15 protein-coding genes are annotated in these 16,203 nt (G+C 30.8%); 8 read left to right on the plus strand and 7 right to left on the minus strand.

Features of this window, described 5'->3' with window-relative positions:
• Positions 1–36 precede the first annotated feature (36 nt).
• The 3 genes from CLAU_RS10030 (at position 37) to hydF (ending at position 3,146) form a co-directional block, all read left to right on the plus strand.
• Positions 37–333 carry a hypothetical protein gene (locus CLAU_RS10030; protein ID WP_023162498.1) on the plus strand — a complete coding sequence of 99 codons (297 nt, stop codon included), beginning with the start codon at positions 37–39 and terminating at the stop codon, positions 331–333.
• A gap of 160 nt (positions 334–493) precedes the next feature.
• Positions 494–1,891 (plus strand): aspartate ammonia-lyase, encoded by a 1,398-nt coding sequence (locus tag CLAU_RS10035; protein WP_013240801.1) that lies wholly within the window; start codon positions 494–496, stop codon positions 1,889–1,891.
• Between the two features lie 19 nt (positions 1,892–1,910).
• Positions 1,911–3,146: a [FeFe] hydrogenase H-cluster maturation GTPase HydF gene (hydF, locus tag CLAU_RS10040; protein ID WP_013240802.1), complete on the plus strand. Its 1,236-nt coding sequence runs from the start codon at positions 1,911–1,913 to the stop codon at positions 3,144–3,146.
• Between the two features lie 63 nt (positions 3,147–3,209).
• Here hydF and CLAU_RS10045 read toward each other — a convergent pair whose 3' ends face one another.
• Positions 3,210–4,439 (minus strand): Nramp family divalent metal transporter, encoded by a 1,230-nt coding sequence (locus CLAU_RS10045; RefSeq protein ID WP_013240803.1) that lies wholly within the window; start codon positions 4,437–4,439, stop codon positions 3,210–3,212.
• Between the two features lie 121 nt (positions 4,440–4,560).
• Between CLAU_RS10045 and CLAU_RS10050 the strand changes: the two genes are divergently transcribed.
• Positions 4,561–5,640, plus strand: coding sequence for an FAD:protein FMN transferase (locus tag CLAU_RS10050; RefSeq protein ID WP_013240804.1), 1,080 nt, complete (start codon positions 4,561–4,563; stop codon positions 5,638–5,640).
• A 38-nt stretch (positions 5,641–5,678) separates the two neighbouring features.
• Positions 5,679–6,983 (plus strand): M18 family aminopeptidase, encoded by a 1,305-nt coding sequence (locus tag CLAU_RS10055; RefSeq protein WP_013240805.1) that lies wholly within the window; start codon positions 5,679–5,681, stop codon positions 6,981–6,983.
• 88 nt (positions 6,984–7,071) lie between these two features.
• Here CLAU_RS10055 and CLAU_RS10060 read toward each other — a convergent pair whose 3' ends face one another.
• Complete coding sequence (locus CLAU_RS10060) at positions 7,072–7,458, minus strand: GtrA family protein (protein ID WP_013240806.1); 387 nt, start codon at positions 7,456–7,458, stop codon at positions 7,072–7,074.
• 185 nt (positions 7,459–7,643) lie between these two features.
• On the opposite strand from CLAU_RS10060, the gene CLAU_RS10065 reads away from it, so the two are divergent.
• Entirely contained in the window at positions 7,644–7,979 is a 336-nt protein-coding gene (locus CLAU_RS10065; RefSeq protein WP_013240807.1) for a cupin domain-containing protein, read from the plus strand.
• Positions 7,980–7,985: 6 nt separating this feature from the next.
• Here CLAU_RS10065 and CLAU_RS10070 read toward each other — a convergent pair whose 3' ends face one another.
• Positions 7,986–8,849: a LysR family transcriptional regulator gene (locus CLAU_RS10070; RefSeq protein ID WP_013240808.1), complete on the minus strand. Its 864-nt coding sequence runs from the start codon at positions 8,847–8,849 to the stop codon at positions 7,986–7,988.
• Positions 8,850–9,005: 156 nt separating this feature from the next.
• Here CLAU_RS10070 and CLAU_RS10075 point away from each other — a divergent pair, with 156 nt between their 5' ends.
• Together CLAU_RS10075 and CLAU_RS10080 are read left to right on the plus strand one after the other, a co-directional pair.
• Complete coding sequence (locus tag CLAU_RS10075) at positions 9,006–9,761, plus strand: sulfite exporter TauE/SafE family protein (protein WP_013240809.1); 756 nt, start codon at positions 9,006–9,008, stop codon at positions 9,759–9,761.
• Positions 9,762–9,772: 11 nt separating this feature from the next.
• Positions 9,773–10,168: a response regulator gene (locus tag CLAU_RS10080; RefSeq protein WP_013240810.1), complete on the plus strand. Its 396-nt coding sequence runs from the start codon at positions 9,773–9,775 to the stop codon at positions 10,166–10,168.
• A 69-nt stretch (positions 10,169–10,237) separates the two neighbouring features.
• On the opposite strand, the gene CLAU_RS10085 is transcribed toward CLAU_RS10080, so the two are convergent.
• The 4 genes from CLAU_RS10085 to CLAU_RS10100 form a co-directional block, all read right to left on the minus strand.
• On the minus strand, positions 10,238–10,738 hold the full coding sequence (locus CLAU_RS10085) for a putative ABC transporter permease (RefSeq protein ID WP_013240811.1): 501 nt from the start codon (positions 10,736–10,738) through the stop codon (positions 10,238–10,240).
• Between the two features lie 216 nt (positions 10,739–10,954).
• Positions 10,955–13,048 carry a methyl-accepting chemotaxis protein gene (locus tag CLAU_RS10090; protein ID WP_013240812.1) on the minus strand — a complete coding sequence of 698 codons (2,094 nt, stop codon included), beginning with the start codon at positions 13,046–13,048 and terminating at the stop codon, positions 10,955–10,957.
• A gap of 168 nt (positions 13,049–13,216) precedes the next feature.
• Entirely contained in the window at positions 13,217–14,314 is a 1,098-nt protein-coding gene (gene aguA / locus CLAU_RS10095) for an agmatine deiminase (RefSeq protein WP_013240813.1), read from the minus strand.
• Between the two features lie 41 nt (positions 14,315–14,355).
• Entirely contained in the window at positions 14,356–15,735 is a 1,380-nt protein-coding gene (locus tag CLAU_RS10100; protein WP_013240814.1) for an APC family permease, read from the minus strand.
• Between the last annotated feature and the right edge of the window lie 468 nt (positions 15,736–16,203).

Consider the following 16,203-nt stretch of genomic DNA (forward strand, 5'->3'; position numbering starts at 1 on the left):
ACTATGATAATATAGTAAATCTTATGGAGGCATTAAATGAATACCAGTCAAAATAACTCAAATGATAAAGAAGAAAACATCCAGTATTATGATCGTGCTGATGAAGATACTTATACTTCTTCCCCTGCTTATTACTGCCCTGTATATAACTGCCCCTACAATCCAGAAATGATGGATGAAGAGGATGATTTTGCTGAATCAGGAGATGATCTATACAGGCAACATGGAAGAAGGAGAAGAAGACACAGACGTAGACGTAGACACAGAATGCCATATTCCCCATTCATATTCCCGATTGTATTCCCAATTGATTTTGATGACTGGGATTGGTAAATCTTAATACTTCTATACCTCTTGAAAATAAGTACTTAATTAAATTTAAGTGCTTATTTTTATGTTTGTCTTCAAAATTGCATTCTATTTTATTTTTAGCTTTTTTGTTATAAAATATTAATAAGTTAAATTTTAGTTATTAACTTAAGGGGGATAAAATGTGAACTTTAGAGTAGAAAAAGATTTACTTGGAGAAAAGGAAGTTGAAGCCTCTTCCTATTTTGGTATTAATACTGAAAGAGCTTTAGAAAATTTTAATTTACAGAACAAAACTATTAATTTAAATTTAGTTAAAGAAATTGCACTCATAAAAAAAGCAGCTGCCCTAGTCAATAAAGATTTAGGAGAACTTAAAATTGAAAAAGCCGATGCCATAATTAAAGCTAGTGAAGAAGTTATCGGCGGCAAATTTGACAATCAATTTAAGTTAAGTGCATTTCAAGGTGGAGCCGGCACATCCACAAATATGAATGTAAATGAAGTCATAGCAAATAGAGCTATAGAAATACTTGGCGGCGAAAAGGGAAACTATTCATTAGTACATCCTTTAAATGATGTTAATATGTCTCAATCCACAAATGACGTTTATCCTACTGCTCTTAGAATCGCAGCTATACGACGCATAAGAAAACTAAGCAGTTGCCTGTCCGATCTTCAGGAAGAACTTCAAGTTAAAGAAAACGATTTTTCAGATATATTGAAATTAGGTAGAACTCAGCTAATGGATGCGCTTCCCATGATGGTAGGACAAGGTTTTGGGGCTTACGCCAAAGCAATCGCTCGAGATAGATGGAGAATATATAAAGTAGAAGAAAGACTCAGGGAAATCAACATAGGCGGTACCGCTATAGGTACAGGCCTTAATGCAACTAATAAATTTATATATAAGATAACCGATGTACTTCAAGACTTAACCGGTCTTGGAATTGCCCGTTCCGATTATCCTATGGATGTTACTCAAAATTGCGATGTATTTGTTGAGGTCTCAGGACTTTTAAAGTCCCTAGCCTGCAACCTTTTAAAAATCTCAAATGATTTAAGGCTTTTAAATTCAGGACCTTTTGGAGGAATAGGAGAAATCATTCTTCCAAAGGTACAAGCAGGTTCTACTATTATGCCAGGAAAAGTAAATCCAGTCATAGCTGAAATGGTGGCACAAGTAAGTATGAGAGTAATATCAAACGACACAGCAATTACTATGGCCAGCAGTTCAGGTCAATTGGAGTTAAATGCATTCACTCCTCTCATTGCAGAATGTCTACTTGAATCTCTAGAACTTTTAGAAAGAACAGTTACACTATTTAGAGAAAAGTGCATTAACGGAATCAAAGTAAATGAAGAAAATTGTAAAAAAAATCTTGAAAATTCCACAGCACTGGTAACTGCATTAGTACATTACATAGGTTATGATAAAGCTAGTGAGCTTGCAAAGAAAGCCTTAAAAAATCATAAAACTATAAGAGAAATTCTATATGAAGAAAAAATACTGCCTAAGGAAAAAATAGATGAAATAATAAATCCATATCAGCTGACAAAACCAGGTATACCTGGCAAATAAATATTGGAGGAGATTACTTATGAGTTTAAATGAAACACCTCGCTCAGTAAGAACACATATAGCACTCTTTGGCAAAAGGAATGCAGGCAAATCAAGTATTATAAACGCCTTAACAGGACAAGATATAGCCATTGTATCAGATGTAAGGGGTACTACTACAGATCCAGTCTATAAATCTATGGAGATACTTCCCATAGGCCCCTGTGTAATAATAGATACCGCAGGTCTTGATGATGAGGGCGAGCTCGGCGAACTTAGAAAAGAAAAAACATTAAGTGTTTTAAATAAAACTGACATATCAATAATTGTAATAGATTCAACTGTTGGAATTACAGATTATGACGAGTCTATAATAAATCAAATAAAAAATAAAAAAATTCCCCTTATAGGAGTCTTAAACAAAATCGATGCTGCTGATATAAAAGATTTAGATGTAGAACATATGAAAAAAGAACTCAAAATACCAATTGTAAAAGTATCTGCACTTAAAAGAAAAGGTATACTTGAGTTAAAAAATCAAATAATAGCTGCGCAACCTCAAAGTGAAGATAAATTTAAAGTAATTGGTGATTTAATAAACCCTGGAGACTTTGTGGTTCTTGTAACTCCAATAGATAAAGCAGCTCCTAAAGGAAGACTTATTCTCCCTCAGCAGCAAACCATAAGAGATATACTGGAAAGTGATGCTACTGCAGTGGTAACTAAAGAATTCGAACTTAGAGAAACCTTACAAAACCTAGGGAAAAAACCTAAAATAGTAGTTACAGATTCTCAGGCATTTTTAAAAGTAGCAGCAGATACCCCAAAAGATATATTGATGACTTCCTTCTCCATCCTATTTGCAAGATGCAAAGGAGACCTAGTAGAACTTATAAAAGGAGTAAAAGCTGTAAAAAAATTAGAAGATGGAGACAAAGTACTTATTGCAGAAGGCTGCACTCACCATAGACAATCTGATGATATAGGTAAAGTAAAAATTCCTAGATGGATACGACAAATTACCGGTAAAAAAATAGATTTCGAATTTTCATCTGGCGTTTCTTTTACAGAAGAAATAAAGAAATATGCCTTAGTAGTTCACTGCGGTGCTTGCATGTTAAATAGAGCCGCAATGCTTTATAGAATAAATACTGCAAAAGAGCTTAATGTCCCTATTGTAAACTATGGCATACTTATTGCATATGTCCAAGGTATACTAGATAGAGCTTTAAAACCATTTCCACTAGCTAAAATGGCATGGGATGATGAAAATTGACCTAAAAAAATCAGCGGCTGCAATTTTTACCGTTGATTTTTTATTTCTAATTTTTTATATATACTAAATTTTAATAAAAGGTGAAACAAAAAGAATTACTGAAAGAACAATTATAAATATTACTGTTACCCATATAATAATATTTTGTAATCCATTGTTAACATACTCACCCATAAGTTCTTTGTTATTAGTAAGTAATACCATAAATATTAATATAATAGGACATAAAATTCCTGCAAGCTGTTGGGTAATAAGCATAACCCCTACTAATGATACATTAGGTATCAATACTATTATTGAACTAAATATTATCATAAAAGTAAAAATACCATAAAAAGCAGGTGATTCCTTATACTTATGATCTAATCCGCTTTCAAGTCCAAAGCACTCGCATATTGCATATGAAGTAGACAATGGAATAACCATACATGCAAGCACAGATGCTCCGAAAAGTCCAACTCCAAAGAGGATCGACGCATAGTTTCCTGCTAGCGGCTTAAGTGCCTGTGCAGCTTGGCTGGCACTATCTATTTTTATTCCTGCTTTGTATAAGGTAACAGCAGTACATATTATTATAAAAAATGCAACCAAATTTCCCCAAATGGAACCTAAATATACATCTAATTTTTCATATTTATAGTCTTTTATTTGCAATCCCTTATCTACTACAGAAGATTGAAGATAAAACTGCATATATGGTGTAATTGTAGTACCTATCATTCCTATAAATGCCAAAATAAATCCACTGTCAAATTTTAAAGTAGGAGTAAAAGTTGCTCTTATTACATGATTCCAATCTGGTTTTTCTATAAAACAAGTTATTATATAAGAAAAAAACACAAATGTAAAAGCTAAAAATATCTTTTCTATATTTGAATAAGACCCTTTTGTAATAAGAAACCAAACAACAAACGCCATTATAGGAACAGAAATATATTTATTTATTCCAAACATATCCATGCTAGCAGCTATACCAGCAAAATCACCTACACAAACACCAAAATTAGCAACAAATAAAATTATCATTGCAAAAAAAGCAAGCTTAACGCTAAAATTTTCTCTGATTAAATCAGAAAGTCCCTTTCCTGTCACAACAGCCATTCTAGCATTCATTTCCTGTATAACAGACAAGCTAAATGTTATTAATAACAATCCCCAAAGCATGTTGTAACCATAGGATGCTCCAACAGTCGCATAAGTAGTAATACCTCCTGCATCATTTCCAGCATTTACTGTAATTAATCCAGGACCAATTATGCTTAATATCAATAAAAATTTATTTTTCTTTTTCATATTTTTATTCTCCTATTTTTATATATACATTACATTTATATATACATAAATTATACCTCTTTTCCTTTAGTTGATGTACAAACATGAGTCATATATAATATAACATATGAGGTGATGTAAAATGTTACGAAATGGTGAAAAATACAGTTCACAGATAAAATTCCATGTTTTAAAACTAATAGTTTGTTTGTCATTCATTTTACTACTTAGTTCATGTTCTTACAATAATACTTCTAATAATCAGCTTTATGAAAAAAACATAATAACGATGGATACGCCAATGGATTTAAAAGCCTATGGGCCTAATGCTCAAAAAGCAGTAGATGAAAGTGTTAAAAAATTGTATCAACTAAATGATATGGCAAGTACTACTGTAAATAGCAGCGATATTATGAAAATTAACAATGCTTCAGGCAAAAATTATGTAAAGGTTCATCCTGAAATAATTAAAATGATAAACCTCTCACAAAAATATTCAAAAATAAGTAATAAATGGGATATTACAGTAGGTCCTCTAGTAAATCTATGGGGAATAGGTACCGACAAAGCAAGACTACCATCTGATTCAGAAATTAAATCTAAATTACCACTGGTCGGATATGATAAGATTAAAGTTGATGAAAAAAATAAGAGTGTTATGCTAACACAGCCCGGCATGGCCTTAGATTTAGGCGGAATTGCCAAAGGTTTTGCTGCCGATGAAGTATTAAAGATTTACAAAAAATATAATATAAAAAACGGTTTTATAGATTTAGGTTCAAGTTCTATATATGCAGTTGGTAAAAATGAAAGTAATTCCCCTTGGGGAATAGGAATTAAAAACCCTAGAGGTGATGATATGTTAGGTACAGTTAAACTATCAAACGAAGGATTATCTACCTCAGGTGATTATGAAAGATATTTTATAAAAAATGGTAAAAGATATCACCATATACTTGATCCTTCAACAGGATATCCTGTAGATAATGGAGTTATGAGTGTAACTGTTATAGTTGACAATAATATCTCTGATAGTAATACCATAGCCGACATCATGTCTCTTCTTGTATTTGAATTAGGCCCCAAAGATGGTGTGAACCTTGTAAACAAAATGCCTGGTATATCTTGTGAAGTAACTACTAAAGATACTAAAATTTACACATCATCAAAGTTTAAAGATAAATTTTCTGATTTAAATAAAAATTTTAAAATGGCAAACTAACATAGATAAATTATCTATTGAATTTTAAGGAGGATATTATGAAAAATTATGAAATTGAACAGGCAGAGGAACTTATAAATTATATTTATGAAAGTCCAACTTCCTTTCATGCAGTAAAAAATGCTATATCTGAACTTAAAAAATTTGGATTTGTAGAAATTAAAGAGGAAGAAGCTTTAAAAATAAAAAAATGTGGTAAATATTTTGTAACTAAAAATCAATCTGCCCTTATTGCTTTTACAGTTGGAAAAGGTGAACTTGAAAATGAGGGGTTTAGAATAATAGGAGCCCATACTGATTCACCCAGCTTTAGAGTAAAGCCAAATTCAGACATAGAAGTAGAAGGTGCTTATGTAAAGCTAAATACAGAAGTGTATGGAGGCCCTATATTAAATACATGGATGGACAGACCTCTTTCATTAGCAGGAAGGATTGTTCTAAAAGGTAAAGACTCCTTTCATCCTGAAATAAAACTTTTAAACATAAAAAGACCTCTCATGATAATACCAAACTTAGCAATACATATGAATAGGAATATAAATTCAGGTGTTGAATTAAATAGACAAAAGCATATGCTCCCTCTTTTAGCACTAGTAAATGACAAATTCAAGCAGGGGCATTACCTTACTCAAATTATAAGCGAAGAACTTTCAGTACCCGAAGAAGACATATTGGATTTTGACTTATTCCTATATGAATTTGAAAAAGGCAGCATAATAGGAGCTGACCAGGAATTTATATCCTCAGGAAGACTGGACGATTTAAGCATGGTTTATTCAGGAATAAAAGCAATTTCAAATAGCAAGATTAAAAATACTACAAATGTAATGGTATGCTTTGACAATGAAGAAGTAGGGAGCACCACAAAACAAGGTGCAAATTCACCTATGCTCTTGTCTATATTAGAAAGAATAGCTTTCAATCTTGGTAAAAGCAAAGATGATTTTTACAGAGCTATATCAAAATCATTTATAATATCCTGTGATTTGGGTCACGCACTGCATCCAAATTATGGAGAGAAATCTGATCCTGTAAACAGACCTATTATAAATAAAGGCCCTATTATAAAAATAAGTGCCAGCCAGAGCTATACTACAGACGCTGTATCCAGTGCCATATATAAAAATATATGCTGCAAGGCTGGAGTTCCTGTTCAAGTATTTGTGAATCGGTCAGATGAAAGAGGAGGTTCAACTATAGGTCCAATATCTTCAAGTCATATAAACATGATGTCCTTAGACATGGGCTTAGCTATATTATCTATGCATTCTGTAAGAGAATTAGGTGGCATAAAAGATTATGTGTATGCCTTAGAATCCTTTAATAAATTTTACGATCTATAATATTTTATATAAAAAAGGTTTTTAGATTTTCCAAAAACCTTTTTTAGTTATCTATCTATTAATAAAGAAGCAAAATATTAATATATGTTCAAGAAAATGTCCATAACTTATTTAATATATAGTTAACTATTCCAGTAATAATAGTTGCTATCACCTGAGCTAATATTTCATTGATATATAAATTGTTGATCAGACAAAATAAAATTGCAGTACTAAAAATAAGTGAAATTAAATTTACAATAACAAATTTCGTAAGTAAAGCACTTACTCTCCCATCAGCTTTAAATACCCATATCTTATTTAAGACAAATCCATTGGCAACTCCAAAAATATACGCCATAGTGTTTGAAACTATATAATCAACATTAACCTTAATGAGTAAATTATAAATAACCAATGTTATAATCGTATTTAAAGTTCCTGAAGTAGCATATTTTATAAATTGTTTTTTTCTACCTAATAAACTTAGAATCATCTTATATCCCTACCATATTCATTATTGTTTAATTTTGAAACAAAATAAGTATTGATTATAGATGATTTTAGTCTATTAATCTTAATAATCCCTTAAAAAATAATTATTATATATGGTATCTTATGGTACGTATTTTTACCAAAAACAAGCTTATACTATAATTAAAATTTCTAGGAGGTAACATTATGAACAATTTAATGAGGAACATAGAATTTTCAAAAGTGCTTAATTTAAAAGATCTTATCTCTTATCAAGAAGGTCAGGTTATAAGCAAAACTATAGCACAAATTCCTACTTCAAATATTACTTTATTTTCACTAGACAAAGGTGAAGGTATAAGCACGCATGTGACTTCTGGCGATGCTATGGTTCAAATACTAGATGGCACAGCTGAAATTACAATAGGTGGTAATGTTTTTATTTTAAAATCAGGTGAAACTATAATAATGCCTTCTGACATCCCTCATGGACTAAAAGCTGTAGAAAAATTCAAAATGCTTTTAACAGTAGTAAAATATTAAATAATTTTACACCTTAAATGTTTTTAAAAAGTGTCTGGCTGCTGAAGACAAATATTGATTTTTCATCCATATTATAGCTGTCTGTGTTTCTACAGAAACTAGTTCAATTTTCTTATAATTCAAATTTGAATTGGGAATAAGTCCAATAGCAGCCTCAGGTACAATAGCTGTTCCTATTCCAGTACTTGCCCACAATAATATTGACCTGACATCATCTCCTCTGCAAATAATTTTAGGTTCAAATCCTTCCTTACGGCATGCCTTAACTATAAAATTTTCAAATCTCCTGTCTATTACTAGAGATTTATTTGCAAGCTCAGTCATCTCCATATAATTCTGTTTTTCATTCCAATTTAAACTGCTACTAGCAGCTACCATTGACTCCTTTGGTAAACATATAGATTCAAAAATTTCTCCATTAAATGGTGTTCGTATAATTCCAATTTCTATTATTCCACTCTTTAGTAAATCTAATATTCTATGAGTATCTCCATCCCATATTTGAAAATCAATGCCTGGATATTTTTTATAAAATTTCTGAATTCTATCTGGTAAAAGTGCTGCTCCTGAAGATGGTACTGTACCAATTGATAATGTTCCTTGGAGACCTTCATTTATATCTTTTAATTCTTTTTCAGTAGTTTCCATTAATTTTAACATTTGCTGGGCACGGTATTGTAATCTCTTGCCTACATCTGTTAATTGTATTTTGTGAGTATTTCTCTCTATAAGCTTAACACCCAACTCCTCCTCAAGTAATTTCAATTGATAGCTAAGTGGAGGTTGAGCCATATATAGCTTTTCAGCAGCTTTCGTTATATTTTTCTCTTTTGCAATTGCAAGAAAATATTTTAACTGTTTGATGTCCATATAAATAATCACTTCCCAAATTATAGTTATATTTTATTAATATAATTGTAATACTTTTTATATATTTTTTGTATGTAATCTTCTTTGTTATAATTACACATGAAAATTTAACCACATTACATTCATAAAATATTTATTTATATTAGGGGGATATCAATGACTAACAACCTAATTTTTTTATGTATAATATGCTTTTTTTCAGCTGTTGTAGATTCTATATCTGGAGGTGGTGGAATAATAAGTTTGCCAGCTTTTTTACTAATGGGAATTCCTCCTCACCTAGCATTAGGTACAAATAAATTTACTTCTTGCTGCTCAACATTATCCAGTCCAATTAAATTTACTCAATCTAAAAAGGTAGACTTTAAAATACTAAAGTATTTACTTCCTTTTAGTTTTATCGGGGCTACTTTAGGGGCAAATGTTGTACTTAGCATAAAATCACATTACCTTAATGTAATAGTGCTTATATTATTACTATTTGTAGGGTTGTACAGCTTATTTTCTAAAAATATAGGACTTGAAGATAAATTTAAGCATATATCACCAAAGAATATATGTTTAGGCATTATTCTTGCTTTATCTTTAGGATTTTACGATGGTTTTCTAGGTGCTGGTGTAGGTACTTTCTTAATTTTCGGACTTGTAAGCATATACAAATTTGATTTTGTAAGAGCCAGCGGAAATTGTAAAATAATGAACTTTATAGGGAATGTTGCTTCTGTACTCGTATTTGCAATAAGGGGAGAAATTAATTATAAGATAGGTATCCCCATCGCACTATGCATGATAATAGGTGCAAATCTTGGGACAAGGATCGCTTTAATGAAAGGTTCTAAACTCATAAAGCCTATTTTTATTACCATGTCTTTAACTGTAGCGGTTAAACTACTTTATAGTATGGTACTATAAAAGGTGATGCTATGAATTTTCTTATTGTAAGTAATAATAAAGAAGTTTATTGTCCATTAGCTGAAATTATTGAAAATAATGGCTTAGGTAAAATTATTCAAGGCAACCATTTGTTGAATTACGAAAAAGCAGATATACTTATTATGGAACTATCAAAGCCTGCTAACCGCAGCCTTGAAAGATTGTACAAATTAACTAATTTGTTTAGCGGCGAAATCATCATAGTTTCACAAATAAAGGATAAAGAAGTTATTGCCAAATCATATTCTCTTGGAATTGAATATTACATTGTTAAACCGATATATTCCTCTGAAGTAATAGAAATTCTAAAAAAAGTAATTAAACTTACACAATTTAAAAAATGTATAAAAAATGCTAAAAATATATTGAAGAATTTGAAATTTTGATTATATACAAAGCGAAAATTCTTTTCTACTATTGTATACACTAAGTTAAAAATCATATATAAATTTATTTTATTGCAACTTAACTAACTTTACAACGTAACTTAATAAGCTGGATGGTTTTTCTCCTTCATAAAAATAGTAAGATAAAACATCATCAAACCATATTACTACAATACTTAATACATACCAGTAAATACTGTTCTTTAAACATATTTGTCCCATAAAGTTAAATTTCTCTTGTGAATAGTCCCACAAATTGAAATGCAAATATAAGTTAAAAAATACTCCTGTAAGTAGTTCCACTATACAAATTAAAGAACCTCCCATTATAACCTGCTGCCACATTTTCAAATTATAATATTCAGGTCTATCATTCAAACTTCCAATTAATGCAGCACATAATCCTCCTATAGGAAACATCCAAAGGGAAGTCCATCCGCATAAACTCCATTTACAGATACCACTAAAACCTGTTAATGCACCACAGCATGCTCTGGAAATTATTTCTACATTTAAATAAATACTTCCAAATATAAAAAAATGGATTATCTTGTTCTTTTTATATTTCAAACAAAACACCTCTCATGTATAAGTCCATATACTAGTTTGTTCTATTTAATTTCTTATTATTACTTTTTGTGACACAAAAAAAACATCCCTAGCCTACTGTAAATATTGCTACAATAGACAAGTGGATGTTTCTATATTTAAAACCTGTAATTTTTCTCTGTCAAATTACATCCTAGCTTTACATTGAAAATTTTATAAAACTGGGAATTTAATCTTTTAAACAATTTTAAACCTCTGAACTATGCCATCTAAAGTTACTGCCAATGTATTTATTTTCTCTATAGATTCAACTATATTCTCAACAGCTGATTCTTGCTCCTCCATTATTGCTGCAACTTCTTCTGTTGATGATGATGACTTTTCTATTATTGCAGATATTTCTTCATTAGACCTAATCAAATGATCTTTGCCTTCATTAACCTCATTAATAGTACATTCTAAGTCTTCAATTTGAAGCATAGTATTAGAAATTGATTTACCGATAAATTGAAATGATTTCATGCATAATACCATTGACTTATTCACTTCCCTACCAGTAATTTTAGCTTCATCCATATTATCCTTATTTAAAGCTATTTCTTCTTGTATCTCGTTCAATATCTTGCCTATTTTACGAGTTTCATCAAGAGAACTATCTGCAAGTTTCTTAATTTCATCTGCAACAACTGCAAACCCCTTACCACTTTCTCCAGCCCTAGACGCCTCAATAGACGCATTTAAAGCTAAAAGATTTGTTTGCTCCGCAATAGAATTAATTGTAGACATAATTTCACCTATCAAATTTGATTTTTTGCATAACTTGTCTATATTACCGCCTAAATTTTTTGAGATCTTATCATTTTTGTTTAAATTCTCATTAAGTACTTCAATAGATTCACAACCTTGTGCCTGCATCTTTTTCATTTCTTCTGAATACTTTCCAAGATTAGAAATACTTAATACGGATTTTTCTATATTACTAGCAAGTAAATTTAGTTTGGAAAAGCTATTTTGTATTTTATCTACTTGTTCTCTAGTTCCTTTGGCTAGTTCATTAATAGTTTTCGTAATAACAGCAATAGAAGATGTTGTCTGTGATGAAGACACAGCCATACAATCCAAATATTGTACAATTTCTGTGGAATGTTGCTTTATCGTTTGGACTGTTTCTAATAGTTCCTTCCTAAGTAGCTCCAAACTGTTTCCCATAATACCTATTTCATTTTTATTAGATATTATAATATTTAAATTAGAACAATCATTTTTTGTTAAGTCTAACTTGGCCATTTTAGTAATAAAATCAGTTGCCACTTCTATTGGTTTAGATATTCTTTTTCCCATATATAACGCAGCAACTGTTGAAAATATTATTCCTATTATAATAGCTCCTAAAATTGTATATATTGTATTATCTAAACTCTTAAGTACTTCTTTATTAGGAACAATAAGCCCTACAATTTGCCCATTATATGCGGTATAATATGCAAATAACATTTTTTGCCCTTCAAAATTTATTTCAATAACCGATGACTTATTATTTTTTATTTTACTTATTACACTTTTATACTTTCCGCCATTCATAGTACCTAAATTATATTTAGATGTTATGCTTTTATCAACTATAAAAGTATAGTCGCTACTTAACAAAAATGCCCTGCCAGTATCATACACTCTTGTATTTAATATCAAGCTTTTTAGGCTCTCAAAAGACATATCTGCTCCTACTACCCCTACTAGTACATTATTAAGATATATAGGTGCAGTATATGATATCACATTTATGTTTCTTAAAGAATCAACATAGGGCTTAGACCATAGTCCTTTCCTTGATTTAATAGGATCATAATACCAGGACATCTTACTATCACCCTTTTTATAGTCTGCAAGTGTGTATAAATTTAATTTAATATTACCTTGATTTTTCACATTGTCATATTCATATCCTATATCATAAGTTTCATGTCCTCCTGTAAAATCTGGATCAAAATTCATATATAAATCTACTATATTTTTATTATTCTCACCTAAGCTTTTCATTAGTAGCCCTATATTATTTTCATATTCATTCATATAATTAGTATCATTTATCTTTGAAACATCCATACTCTGCAGAATTGCTTTTGACAATTCACTAACTGTGTTTTCCATTTTGGCAGGTTGTATAGAATACTCATTTCCTTTACTGGATGCTATATTCAACAGCTTGTCAATTGCTTCCGATTTAATTACCTGCGTTGATTTTATAACGCTGACACCACCTACTATAATAGCAACTAAAATAAAACAAACTACTATAGTAGAAACTATTTTTGTTATGATTTTATTCTTCAACTCGAAACCTTCCTCCTTAACGGACTAAGTTCATTTCATGTACTTTTTTAAATTAATACCCAGTGAAACTTTAAATTTAAATCATTCCACTGGGTCAATTTGAAAAGGTATTCTATTTTACATTTTCTCTACATTTGTGATTCTAGTATCATAAACTCTCAATACATTTTAAACTGCTGGCTGTTGTTGTGTAATGCAGTGAATATTTCCTCCACCATATACTACTTCTCGAGTATTAACTCCAACTGCCTTACGTTCTGGGAACATAGCTTGAACCTGTTTCAATGCTAATGCATCATTTTCATCTCCATACTGAGGAACAATAACTCCACCATTTACAATTAAGAAATTCATATATGAAGCAATGCAAATGTCTCCGTCTTCTCTTGGCATAGTTCCTTCAATGGCATCTATAGCAAAATCACCTGAAATTGTAACTGGTTTTTCTGGTAAACACAATTTGTGAACCTTTAATTTACGTCCCTTTGCATCTGTTGCTTCACATAAAGTTTTATATGCTGCCTGTGCCTCTTCGTAGAATGGATTTTTCTTATCGTCTGTATAAATACAAGCTACTTCTCCAGGGCGTATGAAACAAGCTACATCATCAATGTGTCCATTAGTTTCTTCTGGATCAATACCATCTTTAACCCAAATTACTTTTTCACAATTCAAGTAATCGCAAAGCTTTTTTTCTATTTCTTCTTTACTCATGTGAGGGTTACGACCTTCACTTAACAAACACATTTCAGTTGTTATTACTGTACCTTCTCCATCTATATGGATTGAACCTCCTTCTAATACAAAACCTGTAGTTCTGTATGTATCAATTCCTTCAATTTCACATACCTTACGTGCTACTAAGTCATCTTGGTCCCAAGGGAAATAAAGTCCATCTACAAGGCCACCCCATGCATTGAATTCCCAGTCACATCCTCTAATTCCACCCTTATCATTAATTACAAAAGAGGGACCGCAATCACGGATCCAAGAATCATTACTTGCTATTTCAACTACTCTAATTTCTGATGGTAATTGCTCACGGCAATTTGCATATTGTTCTTTAGAAACACACATAGTAACTGGTTCAAACTTATTGATAGCTTTTGCTACTTCAGCGTATGCTTTCTGTGCAGGTTTTGCTCCATCTCTCCAGTTATCTGGTCTTTCTGGCCATAACATCCAAGTCCTTGTATGTTTTTCAAATTCTCCAGGCATTCTGTATCCATCCTGTTTTGGTGTTGTTCCTTCAATTCTTTTTGTCATAATTATAACCCTCCTAATTTTAGATCAATATTTTATGTTAATTATTGGTTTTGCTTTACTAGTTCTTCATTTTTAATTTTTTTCACTCTTATAAAAATTTCTTCAACTACATAACCTATAATAGCTCCTATTGTAATTGGCAATTTTGATCCAATATCGTCTGCAGACAATGGTATAGCCGTCAAGATGATAGCTATTATAGCTATTGTCATTGGAGCATATGCAGCTAGTTTAATAACAAAATTACTTCCACCAACCTTAAATGGTCTTTCCTTATCAGAATCAATTTTACGAAGCTTTAAGAAAGCTGGAAACATTGGTATATAGCTTGATAAAAACATAACTAAATTTAAGGCAAAAAAGCTCCAAAATAAATCTTGATTAGGTATAAATGGTGCAATTACAACAACAACAGTTGCAACAATACCATTCATTATAGATACTCCTATAGGCATACCATTTTTTTTACTTTTTCCAATAAATACTTTTGGCATATTTCCATCTTCTGCCGCATATTGAACTACATTATTAACACCTAATGACCATGAAATCATATTTCCAAACAATGTAAGCATAAATATAAAAGCCATAACTCCAATAAACATCCCAGTTTTTTGGCCCGTCAATATCTGAAGAGCATCAATCATTCCACTGCTTGTACTAATTTGAGATGTAGGTATTGCAGCACTAATACCAAAACTTGAAAATATATAAATTGCAGCTATAACAATACCACCGATAATAATTGCCTGTGGAATTTGCTTTTTTGGGTTTTCCATGCTATCTGTAAAAGTACATACAACTTCAAATCCCAGCATATTAAATATTATTACTGAAATAAGTGATATACTCTTCATATCCAAAGTTGGTAAAAAGGACCTTACTGTAAATGCATTAGCCACACCATGTGTCATAGCGCCATAAATTCCTAGGCCTCCAAGTGTGAGTGCCAAAAGCATTTTTAGAACTGCTGCTCCATTAAGAATCCATACACTATCACTTACTGGATAAAAACTAATAAATACAACAATCCAAATAAATGCAAGTTCTATTATAATTGTTGGCAATGTTGGTATTGAAGCCCCTGTAATTATTTGTAAAATTTGAGGTATCATAACGGCCAAAGAAGCCATCCACAGTGGGAAATTAAGCCAGTAATACCAAGCTGTCCTAGATGCCATTCTATTTCCAAAAGCTCTCTTTACCCAATCATACATACCTCCTTGTCCCTCATAAGTCGTACCAAGTTCTACTGCTATTAATCCATAAGGTAATAAAAATGCCACTATAAGTAATATCCACCAAAAAAACTGCTGATTTCCAATTGCAGCTACAGGAGCAGCTGCTTCTGCTACAAATACTACACATATAACTGTTAAAATGACATCAAACATCCTAAACTTTTTTTTATCACTATCCATTTTAAATTTCTCCTTTCCTACTTTAATTTTCTCTTCACTTCTTGTTCTTATAAATTGTTTACATATTGTCTTACATAACCTTTATTCATTACACTACATTCCGGAAATAGCATAATCTAGATTATCTTTAGGTCCTAAATTTTATTTTTCATATTACTACATTTAAATGTTTACAATATTTTTATTAAGCAATCTTCGTGCCAATAAAAAAAGGCTTGAATCGCGCCAATTCAAGCCTTTTTTTTATACTAATTTAAAAAATCATGTCAAAGTGACATAAAAATATATAAACACCGTATTATATCTAGGTTTCTGGATTTAAAAATGCATTTCATATTGAAATATATGATAAAACTATATACTTTAAATATAAAATGAAACGTAATCTAATTGTATTTTACTGTACAAAAAATTAAAATTAGCATGTTATTATATTTTTCATACTAATTTTAAATATAATAACATACT

Origin of the sequence: Clostridium autoethanogenum DSM 10061, assembly GCF_001484725.1 — a bacterium.
Classification (GTDB): Bacteria; Bacillota; Clostridia; order Clostridiales; family Clostridiaceae; genus Clostridium_B; species Clostridium_B ljungdahlii.